The sequence below is a fragment of the Alteromonas gilva genome (genome assembly GCF_028595265.1).
Lineage (GTDB): Bacteria > Pseudomonadota > Gammaproteobacteria > Enterobacterales > Alteromonadaceae > Alteromonas > Alteromonas gilva.
Window position 1 is genome coordinate 2,482,322 of record NZ_JAQQXP010000001.1, and the last position, 15,776, is coordinate 2,498,097.

A 15,776-nucleotide genomic window follows, 5' to 3' on the forward strand; every position below is an offset into this window, starting at 1 on the left:
TTATCAGGAAATAAATACAAAAACGGCCCTGTAACAGAGCCGTTTTTTAATGTTTAAAGAAGCTTACGCGTCTTTGTTTGCGTTGATGTAATCAACCGCAGACTGAACAGTAGTGATTTTCTCTGCTTCTTCGTCTGGGATTTCAGTATCAAACTCTTCTTCCAACGCCATTACCAACTCAACAGTGTCAAGTGAATCAGCGCCCAGATCATCAACAAACGATGCTTCGGATTTTACTTCTTCTTCTTTAACACCAAGCTGCTCAACGATGATTTTTTTTACGCGCTCTTCAATGTTACTCATAATTCTAGGTTTCCCTTAACGTCACTAGATACAAAAAATGCCGCTAGTTTATTTTGCAAAATTCTCGCTTGCAAGCGACCAGACAAAACTTCCATTCTGGTCAAACCAGCTGCGAACTAAGTTTAATCAACAAGATTTTAACATTCAAGGCTTTCTCTGTCTGTGTGTCAATGCAAATCTGCAAAAAATCACACAAATAAGAGTTAGCCCATATACATTCCACCATTCACATGAATGGTTTCACCAGAGATGTAAGCTGCACCGTCGCTCACTAAAAAAGCTACGGTTGCGGCTACTTCTTCTGGCTGACCTAAACGATTCGCCGGAATATCTTTGAAGATGGCTTCGCGTTGTTCGTCACTTAACGCTTTTGTCATGTCAGTATCAATAAAGCCTGGCGCTACCACATTCACGGTAATGCCACGAGAAGCAACTTCTCTGGCTAACGACTTCGAAAAGCCAATTACACCCGCTTTGGCAGCCGCGTAATTCGCTTGTCCGGCGTTACCAGCACATCCTACTACAGAACCAATGCTGACTATACGCCCATAACGTTTTTTCATCATTCCACGCAATACCGCTTTTGACAATGAAAATATCGCCGTCAGGTTGGTGTCAATAATTGACTGCCATTCGTCGTCTTTCATTCTCATTAACAAGTTATCACGCGTAATACCGGCATTATTGATCAATAATTCAATCGCGCCAAATTCTTCGGTAATTGTTTTTACCAAATTATCCACGGCGCCGTCTTCGGTGACATTCAGTTTCATGCCCTTTCCGCCGCTCGCCGCCAGGTAGTCGCTAATTGCTGCAGCGCCGCTGTCACTGGTCGCAGTGCCAATCACAGTCGCGCCTTGCGCGGCTAATTGTACCGCAATTGCTTTACCAATTCCTCGGCTTGCGCCGGTTACTAAGGCTATTTTACCCTGTAAGTCGCTCATTTATATATCCTGTTATTCAGCCTGCCAGGCCGCCAGAGACTCTGGTGTGTTAACGGCCGTATAATTGACAGATTTAACAATCCGTTTGCCTAGTCCGGTTAATACCTTACCCGGCCCTACTTCAATAATTGAATCAATACCTTGCGCTGCAAGGAACTCAACTGTTTTAGTCCATTGAACCGGGCAGTACAGTTGACGCACTAAGGCGTTTCGAATGTTGTCTGGTTGGTCTTCTACCGCGACATCGACGTTATTGATCACCTTAATTTGCGGCGTTTTAACCTCAATGGTGTTTAACTTATCGTCGAGATGGTCCGCGGCCGGACGCATCAGTTCACAATGTGATGGCACACTCACCGCAAGCGGCAAGGCGCGTTTCGCGCCAGCCTCTTTACAGGCGTTCGCGGCCTGCTCAGCGGCATTTTTCTCGCCGGCAATAACTACCTGACCCGGCGAATTATAATTGACCGGTGCCACCACATCCCCGGTAGCCACCGCGGTTTGTTGACAAATTTCAGCGATGCTGTCGTCATCCAGGCCAATGATGGCATACATGGCACCCGCTCCCGTCGGTACTGCTTGCTGCATAAACTGTCCGCGCGCTTCCACTAACTTCACTGCATCGGCAAAATCCAGCACGCCGGCGCATACCAGCGCTGAATACTCACCTAAACTATGACCGGCGAGATATTCTGGTTCGATGCCCTGCTCAGCAAGTAGTCGATAAATGGCTACACTGGCAGTCAGTAACGCAGGTTGAGTAACATGCGTTTCATTTAACGTGTTTTGGGGGTCATTCTGCACCACATCCCATAAGTCGTAACCCAACGCATCAGAAGCCTGAGCGAAGGTTTCGAGGATCAACGGATGAGTGTCGGCGAGCTCTTTCAACATGCCAACCGCTTGGGAACCCTGACCGGGAAACACACAGGCGATACGAGTCATAAAGCATCCTTATTGTTGTTCTAATGTACTGGTTGTCGAGTGACAACGAATTATGCTGTTAATATCTTACCAGCGCAGAAGCCCACGCAAAACCGCCACCAAAGGCTTCCAGCAATAAATGCTGCCCCCGCTTTATGCGGCCATCGCGAATGGCGGTATCCAGTGCTGTCGGGACCGTCGCTGCCGAGGTGTTGCCGTACTTTTCGAGTGTCAGAACTACCTGATCCAGCGACATGTCGAGTTTTTTAGCTGTCGCTTTAATAATTCTGAAGTTAGCCTGGTGCGGTACCAGCCAGTCCAAATCGCTTTTGGCCATATTATTCGCTGCCAGGGTTTCTTCAACGACTTCAGATAGTTTGGTGACTGCCACTTTAAAGACTTCGTTACCTTTCATGACGCCCCAGTTGGTATGCACCGACTGCTCATCACCGCGGGTAGGATTACCCACGCTCAGCAAGTCACCGTAGGATCCTGCGGCATTAATGTGGGTCGACAATATACCTGGCTCATCACTGGCTTCAATGACGGTCGCACCGGCACCATCACCAAATAATATCACCATGGTACGATCTGCCGGGTCAACCAATCGACTCAGACAGTCTGTACCAACTACTAATATACGCTTGGCCATACCGCTTTTAATATACTGATCGGCCACACTAAGCGCATAGCAATAACCTGCGCAGGCAGCTGCCACATCAAAAGCCGGGATACCATCTACATCGAGTATACGTTGAATTTCACAGGCTGTGCTGGGTAAGGCATAGCGGCCTGAGGTCGTCGCACACACAATCATATCTAATGATTTGGCGTCGATTCCAGCCGCTTCTAAAGCGTGCTCACTGGCGGCAGCTCCCATGGTGGCAGCGGTCTCGTCAGGGCCTATAATTCTGCGTTCTTTTATGCCAGTGCGGTCAGTGATCCATTCATCACTGGTGTCTACCATCACTTCTAAATCGGCATTAGTGCGTACGTCGCTGGGATAATAGCTCCCCGTACCAATTATACGAGAGTAAATGCTCAAAGTTGCTCCAATAAAACGGTTTCTATTTTACTTTTTATTTTTTCTGGCACTTTCATCTCAGCTTCTTGCTTGGATTGCAATATCGCGTAATAAAACGCATCCGCCGAGGCATTGCCGTGACTCTTAATCACAATGCCGCGCAATCCTAACAGACTGGCTCCATTATACTGGTCGGGGTTCACCCGATTATAAACGTTTTTTAATAGCGGTAAGGCGATTCTGGCCATCATCCGGCTAAAAAAGCTCGCCTGAGTCAGGCGCTTTACTTCATGGATGACTAACTTCGCCAGACCTTCGCATGATTTTAACGCAATATTACCGGTAAACCCATCTGTAACAACCACATCGGCATGGTCGGTAAAGATATCGTCACCTTCCACATAACCAATATAATTGAGTCCCGACGCATTGCGGAACAGTTGATCAGCATATTTTACCTGCGCATTGCCCTTTATGTCTTCTTCACCAACGTTCAGTAAAGCCACCCGTGGATTCTTAATGCCACTGATTTGCTCGGCCAGTACCGACCCCATCACGCCGTATTGAAACAACGTCTCAGAGGTACAATTTACGTTGGCACCTAAATCGAGTAAAAACACCCGATGGTGAGTAGCGGTTGGCATGTCTGAAACCAAGGCAGGGCGATCAATGCCGGGCAATGTCTTTAGTAAATAGAAGGCCATGGTTAATAACGCCCCGGTATTACCCGCACTGACACAGGCATCGGCTTCACCCGATTGCACCAGCTCAAGCGCTCGTCGCATGGAAGATTGTTTTTTATTACGTAACGCTGATGTGGGCGCTTCACCCATTTCAACGACTTGCTCACAATGAATAACCGTAACACGGGCTTGTTCATCGGCGTTAAGTTTTTCGAGGGCGGGCTGGATAACAGACTCATCGCCGCACAGCATAAAATGCGTGTCGGTAAGAGTGTGGATAGCTTTTTGAACAGCAGAAAGGATAACAGGGGGACCGTGATCGCCCCCCATGATATCTAACGCAATGGTTAGTTTAGACAAAATGTCGGCACCAGTAACTTAGTTACCAATGACCTTTTTGCCTTTGTAGAAACCATCAACGGTAACGTGATGACGACGGTGCGTCTCACCCGATGTTGAATCGACAGACAAAGTCGCGCCTGTCAACGCATCGTGTGAACGACGCATACCGCGCTTGCTACGCGTTTTACGATTTTGTTGTACTGCCATAACTTACTCCTGGTCTCGCTTAAGTTCTTTCAAAACCGCGAAAGGGTTTGTTTGCTCTTGTTCCGGTTCAATCTCGCCAAACTGCATATCATCGCTGGTTACTGTACACGCTCCCTCTGCATGAAAGGGTACAATAGGTAACGCTAAAATCAGTTCGTCTTCAAATAATTGAAGAAGATTGACTTCTCCGTGGTCGCCGACCTCTACCGGTTCGTAAGCGTCGGGTAATGCTTCGGCGTCAGCGTCTTGTTGCCCCTGCACAGGACTATAACAAAACTCGACGTAAAGCGGACAATCAAATGTCTCATTACACCGCTGACAGATAAGTGATACCTCAACCTCCAGAGAACCATGAAAGACAGTAAGACCCTGCGCGTCTTTTTCGAACTGGACTTTCACGTTTACCCATTCGCTACTGCTAACGACTGAGCCTGTTAGTCGTTCCATGTCGCTAGCGGCCATTACACCCTCATAATCTGAGCGTTTTAGCGCGCTTTTAACAGGTTCGACCTGGTAAGGTAATTTCACTTTCTGCATAGGGCGCGCATAATATAGTCTCGGCCCTTTACTGTCAAAGGTTTAATGGTTTTTTTACCATTCAACTGCAATCCGCTACACTCTGTTCCTGCCTGGCAGTGTTGCCAGGCCGATTGTGGTGTCTGTCACCATTGCTGTTTGCTTAGGTGCATCCGGGCTTAGGCAGGTATTTTTGCTGTGCTTTGTAGCAACAGTCATCGGCAGCCACAGACTATTAAGGTCACCAGCATCCTATAACCTATTTAAAAAAAAGATTATGTCAGTACCCAGAATTATATTAGCCTCTTCATCTGCCTATCGCAGGGCGCAACTCAACAACATTGGTTTTGATGTACCAGGCATTAGCCCGGATATCGACGAAACACCCGGTGAGGGTGAATTACCCCGGCCCCTGGCGTGCCGCTTATCGTTGCAAAAAGCGCAGGCTGTCGCCAGAGACTATCCCGACAGCATTGTGATTGGCAGTGATCAGGTGGCAACGGTAACTGACCCGGCCGGAACGCAGCATATATTAGGTAAACCGGGCACGCTCGCCAAAGCGATTGAACAGCTCAGGCTGTGTTCAGGCAACTCGGTGCGCTTTATTACAGCGCTGAGTTTAGTGCACCTTGCCGAGGGTCAACAGCAAACGGCTGCCGAGGAGGTCGTGGTGACTTTTAGTTCGCTGTCAGATGCAATGATTGAACGCTATTTACTTAAAGAGCAACCTTATGACTGCGCTGGCAGTTTTAAAGCAGAGGGCGCCGGAGTACTGCTGTTCGAACGTATCGAATCACGGGATCCGAACACGCTTATCGGCATGCCTGTCATGTTGCTACGCGATATGCTGGCAAATTGGCAGCTTAATTTACTCGATATTATCCTGCGTCATTAACAGCTCATGGAGTTCGCCAATGGAATGGACAATCGCCCTGGGGTTATGCCTGGCCAGATTAACCGGCGCATGAACACCATAACTTACCCCTACTCTATCCATGCCAATGGCCTGAGCCATTTGCATATCGTAGGTGGTATCACCAATCATTAATGCCTGAGCGGGAGTGAGGTTTCGTTCCTCCAGCAACTGCAATAACATATCAGGTGATGGTTTTGATTCGGCTTCATCTGCGCACCTTGAGGTAGTAAAGTAGTGCCCGGTACCGGTTTGCTGCCACGCCCGGTTAAGTCCCCGGCGCGCTTTTCCGGTGGCAACAGCTAACACATGACCGGCCTCCACCAGGTCACTAAGCATAGCTTCAGCCCCCTCAAATAAGGGGCAGGGTGTAGTATCAGCGCCAAGGTAAACTTCTTTGTAGGCCAGCACCAGACGATCAGCTAACTGCTCATCCTCCGTCTGAAACAATTGCATAATCGCTGGTTTAAGACTAATGCCGATAATGTGGCTTACCGCCTCCGGGCCGGGGACGCTTACATCACATTGTCTTGCAGCTTGTTGCATACAACTAATGATTTTAGCGGCAGAGTCCATTACGGTGCCGTCCCAGTCAAAAATGAGCAATTCGTAAGGTTTTTTCATAGGTACTACATTCGGGCTTTGTTTTAATGTGTGGTTATTGAGCCAGTGAGGCCAGCGTTTGGGTGAGTTGCTCATCTAAAGGCGCAGTAAAAGTTACCTGCTCTTCGGTTTTAGGGTGCATTAAGCGTAAACTGGCCGCATGCAAAAACAACCGGTTAAGACCACGACTTTTCATTGTTTTATCAAACTCACTATCACCGTACTTATCATCACAGGCAATGGGATGACCGGCATGCAAACAGTGCACTCTTATCTGATGGGTACGACCGGTAATGGGTGATGCTTCGACTAAGGTGGCATCATCAAACTGCTGTAAAATGCGGTAGCGGGTTTCAGACGGCTTACCCTGCTCATTGACACTGACCAATCGCTCGCCGGATTGCAGAATATTTTTCAGCAGCGGCGCTTTAACTTTAAACCGGTTAGCCGGCCACTGCCCGGCCACGAGTGCCTGATAGCGTTTATCCATTTGACCGTTACGTAATTGCTCATGCATATGGCGCAGTGCCGAGCGTTTCTTGGCAATCAGGATGCAACCGGAGGTATCACGGTCGAGTCGATGCACAAGTTCCATAAATTTGGCATCCGGCCTGAGCGCGCGTAGCCCCTCTATAAGGCCGAAACTTAACCCGCTACCACCGTGCACGGCTATGCCCGATGGCTTATTGAATACAATAAGGTGGCTGTCTTCAAACAGTATATGCTGCTCCAAACTGGCAATTTTTGCAAGTTTAGGCGACGGCGTTTCGGCGGCATCACTCACTCTTACCGGCGGAATACGAATGACATCACCGCCGGCGAGTTTATATTCAGGTTTAACCCGCTTTTTATTTACCCGCACTTCACCCTTGCGCAAAATGCGGTAAATCATGCTTTTAGGTACGCCTTTTAAAAACGTTCGTAAAAAATTGTCAATGCGCTGTCCGGCTTGATCCGGGTCGGCTTCAACAAATTGCACGGTTAATGGCGCTGGGTTTGATGATGATTGATTATTGGACACGTCAGAAGCATTCGATGGTTTCATAGCGGATGATTCTACCGTAATCGCAGGTGTAACCCCAATGCTTTTGATCGGATACGCAAAGGAAAGACGAACATTAAGCGAATGTTATTTAGCGTATTGCTTGCCTACATCTTACCTTTAATGCGATAATCAAGATGTTTTAACTACGACGCCCCTCAAGAAGGTGTGTCAGACAGATTGTTAAAATAAATAAACTTAAAAAGTTAAACAACCGGTCGCAGAGTGTGCATTTGAACCGCTGACTCCCAAAATGGAGTTATCATTTCAGTGGTCAGGTAAATCACAGTGCTATATTGAAAGAGCGCACTGTTCAAACTTGCGACACAGGCATAAATAATTTGCCGTTTAGTTATACAGAATTGAATTGACACAGTTCTCTGACCAACGAAGTAGAGGTCGGGGGCTAATAAAATAAAGTAACAGGGCCGTCGTTCCCGACACCCGCTAAAGACAGAAAACGTTTTTTCAAAATTGAAAAAGGCGAATAAAATCAAGGGTAATACGACTTTACAACAAAATCCCTGCCCAACGTGAGGTTGCGCGGTGAGGTTTTGCACAGTCACTTTAATTGTGTATCTGGACGGCTGTAAGCAAAATTACAGAGTTAGATACAATGAAAAGAATGCTAATCAATGCGACTCAACAAGAAGAGTTGCGTGTTGCCCTGGTAGATGGGCAACGTTTGTATGATTTAGATATTGAGAGTCCTGGACACGAACAAAAAAAGGCCAATATCTATAAAGGAAAAATCACCCGCGTAGAACCAAGCTTAGAAGCAGCTTTCGTAGACTACGGTGCTGACCGACACGGCTTCCTTCCCTTAAAAGAAATAGCCCGCACTTACTTCCCCAAGAATTACAAACTTGAAGGTCGTCCAAACATTAAGGACGTCATTAAGGAAGGACAGGAAGTTATTATCCAGATCGATAAAGAAGAACGCGGCCAGAAAGGCGCAGCGTTAACAACCTTCTTATCACTGGCCGGTAGCTATCTGGTATTGATGCCAAACAACCCTCGTGCTGGCGGTATTTCCCGTCGTATCGAAGGCGATGAGCGTACCGACTTAAAAGCTGCGTTATCAAAACTTGAATTACCTGATGGTATGGGTTTGATTGTCCGTACTGCCGGTGTAGGTAAGTCCTATGAAGAGCTTGACTGGGATTTGCGTGTTCTGCTGACCCATTGGGAAGCGATTTCAAAAGTGGCTGAAGAGCGTTCAGCGCCCTTCCTGATCCACCAGGAAAGCAACGTCATCGTTCGTGCCATTCGCGATTATTTACGTCGCGATGTAGGTGAAATCCTGATCGATAATGAAAAGATTTTTGAGCAGGCACTGCAACATATTGAGTTAGTGCGTCCTGATTTCGCCAGCCGCGTAAAACAATACAAAGGTGATGTACCTTTGTTTAGTCATTACCAGATTGAAAGCCAGATTGAATCGGCATTTGAGCGCGAAGTGCGTTTACCGTCCGGTGGCTCCATTGTTATTGATCCCACTGAAGCATTAACGTCAATTGATATTAACTCTTCGCGCGCCACCAAAGGCGGTGATATCGAAGAAACCGCCCTCAATACTAACCTCGAAGCGGCCGACGAAATAGCCCGCCAGTTACGCTTACGGGATTTGGGCGGACTGGTGGTTATCGACTTTATTGATATGACCCCGGTGCGTCACCAGCGCGAAGTTGAAAACCGCATGAAAGATGCCGTGCGTCCGGATCGTGCCCGCGTTCAGTTAGGGCGTATTTCACGCTTTGGCCTGCTCGAAATGTCACGCCAGCGTTTGCGCCCGTCATTGGGTGAGTCTGCCCATAACGTATGCCCTCGCTGCTCAGGTCATGGTACAGTGCGCGGCACCGAATCGCTGGCCTTGTCAATTCTGCGTATTCTTGAAGAAGAAGGTATTAAGGACAACACCGGGCAAATCGAAGCGCAGTTACCGGTACCTGTCGCCACATATTTGTTAAATGAGAAACGCAAGTCAGTACAAAAAATAGAACAACGCCACAATGTTGACTTACTGATTATTCCCAACCCGAATCTGGATACGCCGCATTATCAAATCACGCGTCACCGTACCGACGATATGGTTGCCGACGCCAGTTATAAAATAGCCCTGACCGATGTTGAGACAGTGGAAAAGACGCCAGGTGTACCCACTCCGGTAAAACGTGAAGAGCCAGCTTTGCAAGGGCTGATTGCTCCCACTCAGGCGCCTGTAGCGCCACCGAAAGCACCAGAAAAAGTCGCTGAGAAAAAATCACCGACGCTGTTTACTGCCTTAGGCCGGTGGATTTCAAAAATTCTTGGTGGCGATGAGGAAGAAACTGAGGTTAAGCCTAAGCCGAAACCACGGGCTAACAACGGCCAGAATAATCGCCGTCGTAATGCGCGCAGTAACGATAAGCGTCGTAACCCTCGCGCCAATAACAAGCGTCGCAATGAAAACGACGATAAAACGACCGAACAGGATGACAACAAAGCCACTGACGGTAACACCAGCAACAATCGCCGTCAGGAACGACCTAAACAGAGTCGTGGTCGCAACCGTTCACGTAATAAACCGCAAACGGATAAAGCTGAAAAGCAAAATGACGAGGCCGCTACTACCGACACTACGCAGCCGTCAACTCAGAGTGCAGAAGCGCCCGTTGCGAAGAAAAAACCGGTTAGAGAGCGTCGCCAACGCCGTAATTTAACGACCAGCGTGCGCGCTGAAGGTGGTACGGACAAACACCCGGTACAAACGGAAGCGATTAAAGAAAAAGCAGCGAAAGACAAAGCCGCAGCGACTTCAGCCGCGCCAGCGCAGCCACAGGAAGCAGCCGCCGAGCCAGTTGCAAACACTGAAACTCAGCCAACGACGCAAAAGTTTGCTGATAAGCCAAAGCGGTATATTACCGAAGAAACGTCTCAGGAAGGTGCAACGCAAGGCGCTGCTCAGTCTGCAGAAGCCAGTGATAGCAAGACCGAACATGCGGAAACCCAATCTGATAATGACGATAATAAGTCACAGGACGATAAAGGCTCTCGCGGTCGCAGTCGCCGTTCACCACGGCATGCCCGCGCGGCAGGCCAGCGTCGTAAAAAAGAAAAAAGCGACGGTGAGACGACAAACGAGCAGCCGGCACAACAGGATGAACTGCAGTTTGATACGCCTGACAATGCAGCGCCGGCCGGGAACGATACCGACGCAGCACAAAAGGTAACGGAAGCGCAAACTGAACAGTCGGCTGACGCCACAAGTGCGGAACCCAAACAGGTTGAAATTAACCTTGAGGCAGACGCGCAGCCAAGCGAAGCCGTTGAAGCTCAACAAATGCCATCAGACAAGCAGGAAGAACAGCCTGTTGTGGCAAAAACCGAGCAACCCGACAGCGACAATGTAGCCGCTGAGGAGCCTGTTGCAGAGGCCACTGAGGTAACTGACGCCGAGCCTGTTGAGCAAAACAAACCCGTTGCGCAAAGCAAAGAAGCAGAAGCAGAAAACGTGGTAACCGCCAACGCAACCTCTGTTGCAACCGCACCGGTGGCTAAACCCGCGCCTGTGGCTGTGCAACCAGAGCTGCAAATTGCCAGTAGTCAGGGTAAATTCAGCGTATCGCACCCGATGACCAACCCACAGACTGTTGAAGCCTCAACCATCGAAGTGGCGCTGGTTTCCCGCGCCGATGAGTTGCGACCGGCACTGCTTGCCTCGGGTCGAATGGCAACCATGAAAAATGCCACTGCGAGTGCATCTTCACCGACCACTCGCCCAGAGTCGGTATAGCAATGACGTATTGCGGCCAACACCCGTTGGCCGCAATCCTTTTTTGCACCATCACCAGTGAACACACCTGCACCACACTCCCCACCGCATCTGGCACCACCTGTAATTAAGTGGTTATCATCTCTTCTTGACGACAAGCATTTATGCCAGTTTGAGCTGGTTCAGCCGTTGTGGAGCGATTTTGGTCAGTTGTTACGCTGTTATTCCCCAGCCCGACAATCCACACTCATTATTAAGCTTATCAGTGTGCCCAAAACCTTTAATCACCCTCACGGCTTTAGCACATCCACAAGCCAGCAGAGAAAATTGCGGTCTTACCGTATAGAACAACATTTTTATCTTGAATACGGCGCTCTATGCGAGACAGCTACGATTGCTGACCTGGTCATAGCAGACCAGCGCGACGGTGTTCAGGTGCTGGTGCTGGGTGATTTAAATGCCCTGGGGTATACCGCGCGGCACACTTCGTTATCGGTAAGTCAGTGCCGGGTGGTACTTGCCTGGTTAGCCGCTTTCCATGCGAAATTTATGAATATTGCGCCTAATGGTCTGTGGCCTCAGGGTAGCTATTGGCATCTGGCCACACGTCAGGATGAATGGCACAACATGCCTGACGGTGAGCTTAAACAACAGGCGGCGCAGCTTGATGAACTGTTACAGCGGTGTCCCTGGCGAACCCTTATTCATGGTGATGCAAAAGTCGCTAATTTTTGCTTTAGTCAAAGCGGTGATGCAGTCGCCGCCGTCGACTTTCAGTATGTAGGTGGTGGGATCGGTGTTCAGGATGTCTGTTATTTTTTGGGCAGTGCGTTGTCAGAACGCCAGCAAGCACGCAGCACTGAGGCGTGTCTGGACTACTACTTTAGCCACCTTAAAACCCATTTGGCAGCGCGATTTAAACCGCCTCAAATTAACCAGATCTGCGCACAATGGCGCGCCTTATATTGTGTTGCCAGCGCCGACTTCCACCGTTTTTTGATGGGCTGGAACCCGGCTCACTTTAAAATCAATACCGTGCTGGCGGCGCAAACGAAAGAAGCGCTGATGCACCTGCAACAGCGTTACCAATAGCCTGCCGATATTAGTGTTTCACCCCCTAGGCCTAATGTTGTTCAGCCAACTCATGATAAAGCTGGCGTAACCGGCGTACCATTGGCCCGGGCTTACCTTCGCCGATGGTTCTGCCATCAACATCAATCACTGGCGTTTGTGCGCCGAAAGTGCCGGTAACAAAGGCTTCGTCAGCACTGTATACATCCACCAGAGAAAAGTTTTTTTCGAATACAGGAATACCGTTGGCCTTGCACACATCAATGGTTTTTTGCCGGGTGATCCCCTTCATGACGTAGTCACCGGTGGAGGTCCACACTTCACCGTTTCTGATAATAAAAAAGTTAGTTGAGTTACAGGTGCTCACGAAGCCCTGGGGATCCAGCATCAGGGCTTCATCGGCGCCCGCTTTGTACGACTGTATCATCGCGGTAATACAGTTAATTTTACTGTGTGAATTAAGGCGTGGATCCTGAACATCCGGGTAACCGCGCCGCACATGTACGGTAAATAAACGAATCCCCCGCTCTACCGGGCCTAAGTCCTGGGTTTTATACTCAGCAATGATAACAATGGTCGGCCCCCACAAGCTTAACCGGGGATCCTGATAAGGCGTTTTTTTAGGGCCTCGTGTGACCATCAGTCGGGCATGCACGCCATCGGTCATACCATTGGCATCAACGGTATCTTGCAGAGCCTGTTTGAGCTCGTCCCGGGTTTTACCAATATCCATATCAAGCGCTTTTGCACCGGCAAACAAGCGATCCAGATGGTCGTCAACGAACGCAAACCTGCCTTTGTGGTACCTGATGCCTTCCCACACGCCGTCACCCAGCATAAAACCACTATCATAAACCGACACCTTTGCCTCGGCCCGTGGTACCAGATCGCCATTCACGTAAATTTTAATACTCTGGTTTCGCTCGTCATCCACCGACGCGTGAGCGCCCCCGGCTTTATGTTCCTGCATCATTAAACTCCGTTGTCTTATAAGAACCTCGCCAACCGCATAAGCTGGCATCTTCCGCTTTGTACTACTATAACCAATTACACCCACGGTGGAAGCGTTTACCACGGGTGCTGGCTGATTTCATCGTCTGACGGCTGTCAACACCCCTGATAAATCATATTCCATCAAAATGAATCATTGCCAGCCGTAACCAGGGCAAACATCCGTCGGCGTGCGCAGGCCGGCCCCTGTGTGGAATTTTTTTGTGTCAGCCCTGCGCTTAGGCCGGCAACAGTTGCAAAGAACGGTATAAGGCCGTTATGCTACTGACAACCCAAACACCATCGTATTTGCGTTGGCGTACTGATAAACAGATAAGGAAGTCTTTCATGCATATTGCCATGTGGTCCGGCCCGCGTAATTTGTCTACCGCTATGATGTACTCTTTTGCTGCCCGGGCCGATTGCGCAGTGTGGGACGAACCCTTTTATGCCCCCTATCTCAAATACAGCGGCCAACAGCATCCCATGCAAGAGGCGATCTTTGCTAAAGAGGAAACGGATCCAGCGAAGGTTGCACAGCGCTGCATTGGCCCTATCCCCGATAACAAAACGCTTTTTTATCAAAAGCATATGCCCCACCACATGCTCAATAGTTTTCCTATGGAATGGGTCAGTAAGTTGTGCAATGTGTTTTTGATCCGCCACCCCGCCCGGGTCATTGCCAGCTACGCCAGAAAAAATGGCGAGCCCAGCCTGACGGATATTGGGCTGCCCCAGCAGGCAGAATTGTTTCAACGGATTGTGACCGACACCCACCGCGTGCCAATTGTGGTCGACTCCTCCGATATTCGACAGGATCCGGCGGCTATGCTGGCTAAATTATGTCACGCGATTGGCATTGCCTGGACCCCCGACATGCTGCGCTGGCAACCAGGCGGGCATCGCAGTGACGGTGCGTGGGCTCCTCACTGGTACCCCGAAGTCTGGAAGTCAGACGGCTTTGCCGATGCAGAGCCGCCCATACCGGATATCCCGGCACATTTACAACCTTTACTGGACGAGGCCATGAGCTACTATACGCAGCTCAGTGCCTTCAAAATTGCGCCTCAGGCAACCTAAGCTTCCCACAATCTTTCCACTCGCTGTTTTCGGTTATATTCACGTCATACACTGCTGTCCCTGAGGCGCGACTTCAGGTGTGACTGCTTAGCAGCAAATCGACGTCACAGCGGCAATCTCTCATTGCCGCTCAGAGCTGACGGGTGCAGATTTGTGCGCCCTGCTCCGCAAAATGACACATTATGAAAATTTTTGATTATTTATGCGTGATTATGGCGAGTTTTTTAGGTATGCTCCTTCAAATGTATATTTTATGTAAATGCATTGCTAAAGGCCTGAAAGTCCGTGCAGTAGGAGTTCTTCGATATGCAAAACCCGTTATTAGGTGTGTTCTTTCACTGGTTAGGAGGCGTTTTTTCTGCCAGTTTCTACACGCCTTACAAACGTATACAACACTGGTCATGGGAGATATTCTGGTTAACCGGCGGTATTTTTAGCTGGCTCATATGCCCCTGGTTCTTTGCCTGGTTACAAACCTATGATTTAGCCGGTGTTCTCAGTGACGCGCCGGTAGGCGTGTTGCAAGAATGTTTTTTATGGGGCCTGGGCTGGGGGTTTGGCGGACTCACTTTTGGCCTTGCGGTTCGCTATATGGGGATTTCCTCAGGCATGGCCATTGTACTGGGCTTAACCACTGTACTGGGCACGCTGGGACCGCCTGTTCTAGCTGGCACTATTGCGCAAATCGTCGCAACAACCAGTGGTCAGTTTGCCATTGCAGGAACCTTCATGACGCTACTCGGGGTAGTCTTAGTCGCGTACGCCACTGCAGAAAAAAATCGCAGCGTCGGCGAGCATGCCGCGAACCAAACCATCGACATGAAAAAAGGACTGCTGATAGCCCTCTTCTCCGGCGTCATGTCAGCCTGTTTTGCCTTTGGTATCGCCGCCGGGAAACCGATTAGAGAGCTGACCCTGGCAGCTGGCACTGAAAGCTTGTGGCAAGGCCTGCCGGTACTTTGTGTGGTCCTGGCCGGCGGATTAACCACCAATCTTATCTGGTGTATCTGGTTGATCCGCAGTAATAAAAGCGGCCGCGAATTTTTTGGTCATGTGGGCCACTCCGTTAAGCGTTTAGCGGCTAACACCATGGTTAAAAATTACCTGTTAGCGGCCCTGGGGGGTGCATGCTGGTACTTTCAGTTTTTCTTTTACACCATGGGCGAAAGCCACATGGGTAAATATGAATTTTCCAGCTGGACCATCCATATGGCCAGTATCATTATATTTTCGACCTTGTGGGGGCTTGCGCTGCTGGAATGGAAAGGCAGCAGTACGCGCAGCCGAATGCTGTTACTGGCGGGCATTTCGTTGCTGGTACTGTCAACGATTTTGATTGGCGTTGGCAATTCGTATCAGTAAGCTGCAAACGATTAGCAA

General features: G+C 49.3%; 15 protein-coding genes. 5 read left to right on the plus strand and 10 right to left on the minus strand.

The window, feature by feature from the left end; all coding sequences use genetic code 11:
- Positions 1-63: 63 nt before the first annotated feature.
- The 7 genes from acpP to yceD form a co-directional block, all read right to left on the minus strand.
- Complete coding sequence (gene acpP / locus OIK42_RS10895; RefSeq protein ID WP_075609221.1) at positions 64-303, minus strand: acyl carrier protein; 240 nt, start codon at positions 301-303, stop codon at positions 64-66.
- A gap of 203 nt (positions 304-506) precedes the next feature.
- Positions 507-1,247, minus strand: coding sequence for a 3-oxoacyl-ACP reductase FabG (gene fabG / locus OIK42_RS10900; RefSeq protein ID WP_273640469.1), 741 nt, complete (start codon positions 1,245-1,247; stop codon positions 507-509).
- Positions 1,248-1,259: 12 nt separating this feature from the next.
- On the minus strand, positions 1,260-2,192 hold the full coding sequence (fabD, locus tag OIK42_RS10905; RefSeq protein WP_273640472.1) for an ACP S-malonyltransferase: 933 nt from the start codon (positions 2,190-2,192) through the stop codon (positions 1,260-1,262).
- 58 nt (positions 2,193-2,250) lie between these two features.
- Positions 2,251-3,210, minus strand: a complete 960-nt coding sequence (locus OIK42_RS10910; RefSeq protein ID WP_273641504.1) for a beta-ketoacyl-ACP synthase III — start codon at positions 3,208-3,210, stop codon at positions 2,251-2,253.
- 2 nt (positions 3,211-3,212) lie between these two features.
- On the minus strand, positions 3,213-4,238 hold the full coding sequence (gene plsX / locus OIK42_RS10915; protein WP_273640473.1) for a phosphate acyltransferase PlsX: 1,026 nt from the start codon (positions 4,236-4,238) through the stop codon (positions 3,213-3,215).
- 18 nt (positions 4,239-4,256) lie between these two features.
- Entirely contained in the window at positions 4,257-4,427 is a 171-nt protein-coding gene (rpmF, locus tag OIK42_RS10920; RefSeq protein ID WP_273640474.1) for a 50S ribosomal protein L32, read from the minus strand.
- Positions 4,428-4,430: 3 nt separating this feature from the next.
- Positions 4,431-4,964, minus strand: a complete 534-nt coding sequence (gene yceD, locus OIK42_RS10925) for a 23S rRNA accumulation protein YceD (RefSeq protein ID WP_273640475.1) — start codon at positions 4,962-4,964, stop codon at positions 4,431-4,433.
- Between the two features lie 256 nt (positions 4,965-5,220).
- Between yceD and OIK42_RS10930 the strand changes: the two genes are divergently transcribed.
- Positions 5,221-5,838, plus strand: coding sequence for a Maf family protein (locus tag OIK42_RS10930; RefSeq protein ID WP_273640477.1), 618 nt, complete (start codon positions 5,221-5,223; stop codon positions 5,836-5,838).
- On the opposite strand, the gene OIK42_RS10935 is transcribed toward OIK42_RS10930, so the two are convergent.
- Both OIK42_RS10935 and rluC read right to left on the minus strand, forming a co-directional pair.
- Complete coding sequence (locus OIK42_RS10935) at positions 5,812-6,480, minus strand: HAD family hydrolase (RefSeq protein ID WP_273640478.1); 669 nt, start codon at positions 6,478-6,480, stop codon at positions 5,812-5,814. The two genes, OIK42_RS10930 and OIK42_RS10935, sit on opposite strands and share 27 nt — an antisense overlap.
- Before the next feature lie 34 nt (positions 6,481-6,514).
- A complete protein-coding gene (gene rluC / locus OIK42_RS10940) occupies positions 6,515-7,504 on the minus strand; it encodes a 23S rRNA pseudouridine(955/2504/2580) synthase RluC (protein ID WP_273640480.1) in 990 nt (329 codons plus the stop codon).
- A gap of 613 nt (positions 7,505-8,117) precedes the next feature.
- On the opposite strand from rluC, the gene rne reads away from it, so the two are divergent.
- On the plus strand, positions 8,118-11,276 hold the full coding sequence (gene rne / locus OIK42_RS10945; RefSeq protein WP_273640481.1) for a ribonuclease E: 3,159 nt from the start codon (positions 8,118-8,120) through the stop codon (positions 11,274-11,276).
- 57 nt (positions 11,277-11,333) lie between these two features.
- Complete coding sequence (locus OIK42_RS10950) at positions 11,334-12,347, plus strand: phosphotransferase (protein ID WP_273640483.1); 1,014 nt, start codon at positions 11,334-11,336, stop codon at positions 12,345-12,347.
- 31 nt (positions 12,348-12,378) lie between these two features.
- On the opposite strand, the gene OIK42_RS10955 is transcribed toward OIK42_RS10950, so the two are convergent.
- The gene (locus tag OIK42_RS10955; RefSeq protein ID WP_273640486.1) at positions 12,379-13,299 is read right to left on the minus strand and encodes a D-amino acid aminotransferase; all 921 of its coding nucleotides are present in this window, start codon (positions 13,297-13,299) and stop codon (positions 12,379-12,381) included.
- Positions 13,300-13,664: 365 nt separating this feature from the next.
- On the opposite strand from OIK42_RS10955, the gene OIK42_RS10960 reads away from it, so the two are divergent.
- Together OIK42_RS10960 and OIK42_RS10965 are read left to right on the plus strand one after the other, a co-directional pair.
- Positions 13,665-14,396 (plus strand): sulfotransferase-like domain-containing protein, encoded by a 732-nt coding sequence (locus tag OIK42_RS10960; protein ID WP_273640487.1) that lies wholly within the window; start codon positions 13,665-13,667, stop codon positions 14,394-14,396.
- 306 nt (positions 14,397-14,702) lie between these two features.
- Complete coding sequence (locus OIK42_RS10965) at positions 14,703-15,758, plus strand: L-rhamnose/proton symporter RhaT (RefSeq protein WP_273640489.1); 1,056 nt, start codon at positions 14,703-14,705, stop codon at positions 15,756-15,758.
- Positions 15,759-15,776: the final 18 nt, after the last annotated feature.

Excerpts from the sequence above, each read along its gene's own strand:
- acpP (WP_075609221.1), bottom strand. The coding sequence starts at position 303 with ATGAGTAACATTGAAGAGCGCGTAAAAAAAATCATCGTTGAGCAGCTT.
- fabG (WP_273640469.1), bottom strand. The coding sequence starts at position 1,247 with ATGAGCGACTTACAGGGTAAAATAGCCTTAGTAACCGGCGCAAGCCGA.
- fabD (WP_273640472.1), bottom strand. The coding sequence starts at position 2,192 with ATGACTCGTATCGCCTGTGTGTTTCCCGGTCAGGGTTCCCAAGCGGTT.
- rpmF (WP_273640474.1), bottom strand. The coding sequence starts at position 4,427 with ATGGCAGTACAACAAAATCGTAAAACGCGTAGCAAGCGCGGTATGCGT.
- yceD (WP_273640475.1), bottom strand. The coding sequence starts at position 4,964 with ATGCAGAAAGTGAAATTACCTTACCAGGTCGAACCTGTTAAAAGCGCG.
- OIK42_RS10930 (WP_273640477.1), top strand. The coding sequence starts at position 5,221 with ATGTCAGTACCCAGAATTATATTAGCCTCTTCATCTGCCTATCGCAGG.
- OIK42_RS10935 (WP_273640478.1), bottom strand. The coding sequence starts at position 6,480 with ATGAAAAAACCTTACGAATTGCTCATTTTTGACTGGGACGGCACCGTA.
- rluC (WP_273640480.1), bottom strand. The coding sequence starts at position 7,504 with ATGAAACCATCGAATGCTTCTGACGTGTCCAATAATCAATCATCATCA.
- rne (WP_273640481.1), top strand. The coding sequence starts at position 8,118 with ATGAAAAGAATGCTAATCAATGCGACTCAACAAGAAGAGTTGCGTGTT.
- OIK42_RS10955 (WP_273640486.1), bottom strand. The coding sequence starts at position 13,299 with ATGATGCAGGAACATAAAGCCGGGGGCGCTCACGCGTCGGTGGATGAC.
- OIK42_RS10960 (WP_273640487.1), top strand. The coding sequence starts at position 13,665 with ATGCATATTGCCATGTGGTCCGGCCCGCGTAATTTGTCTACCGCTATG.
- OIK42_RS10965 (WP_273640489.1), top strand. The coding sequence starts at position 14,703 with ATGCAAAACCCGTTATTAGGTGTGTTCTTTCACTGGTTAGGAGGCGTT.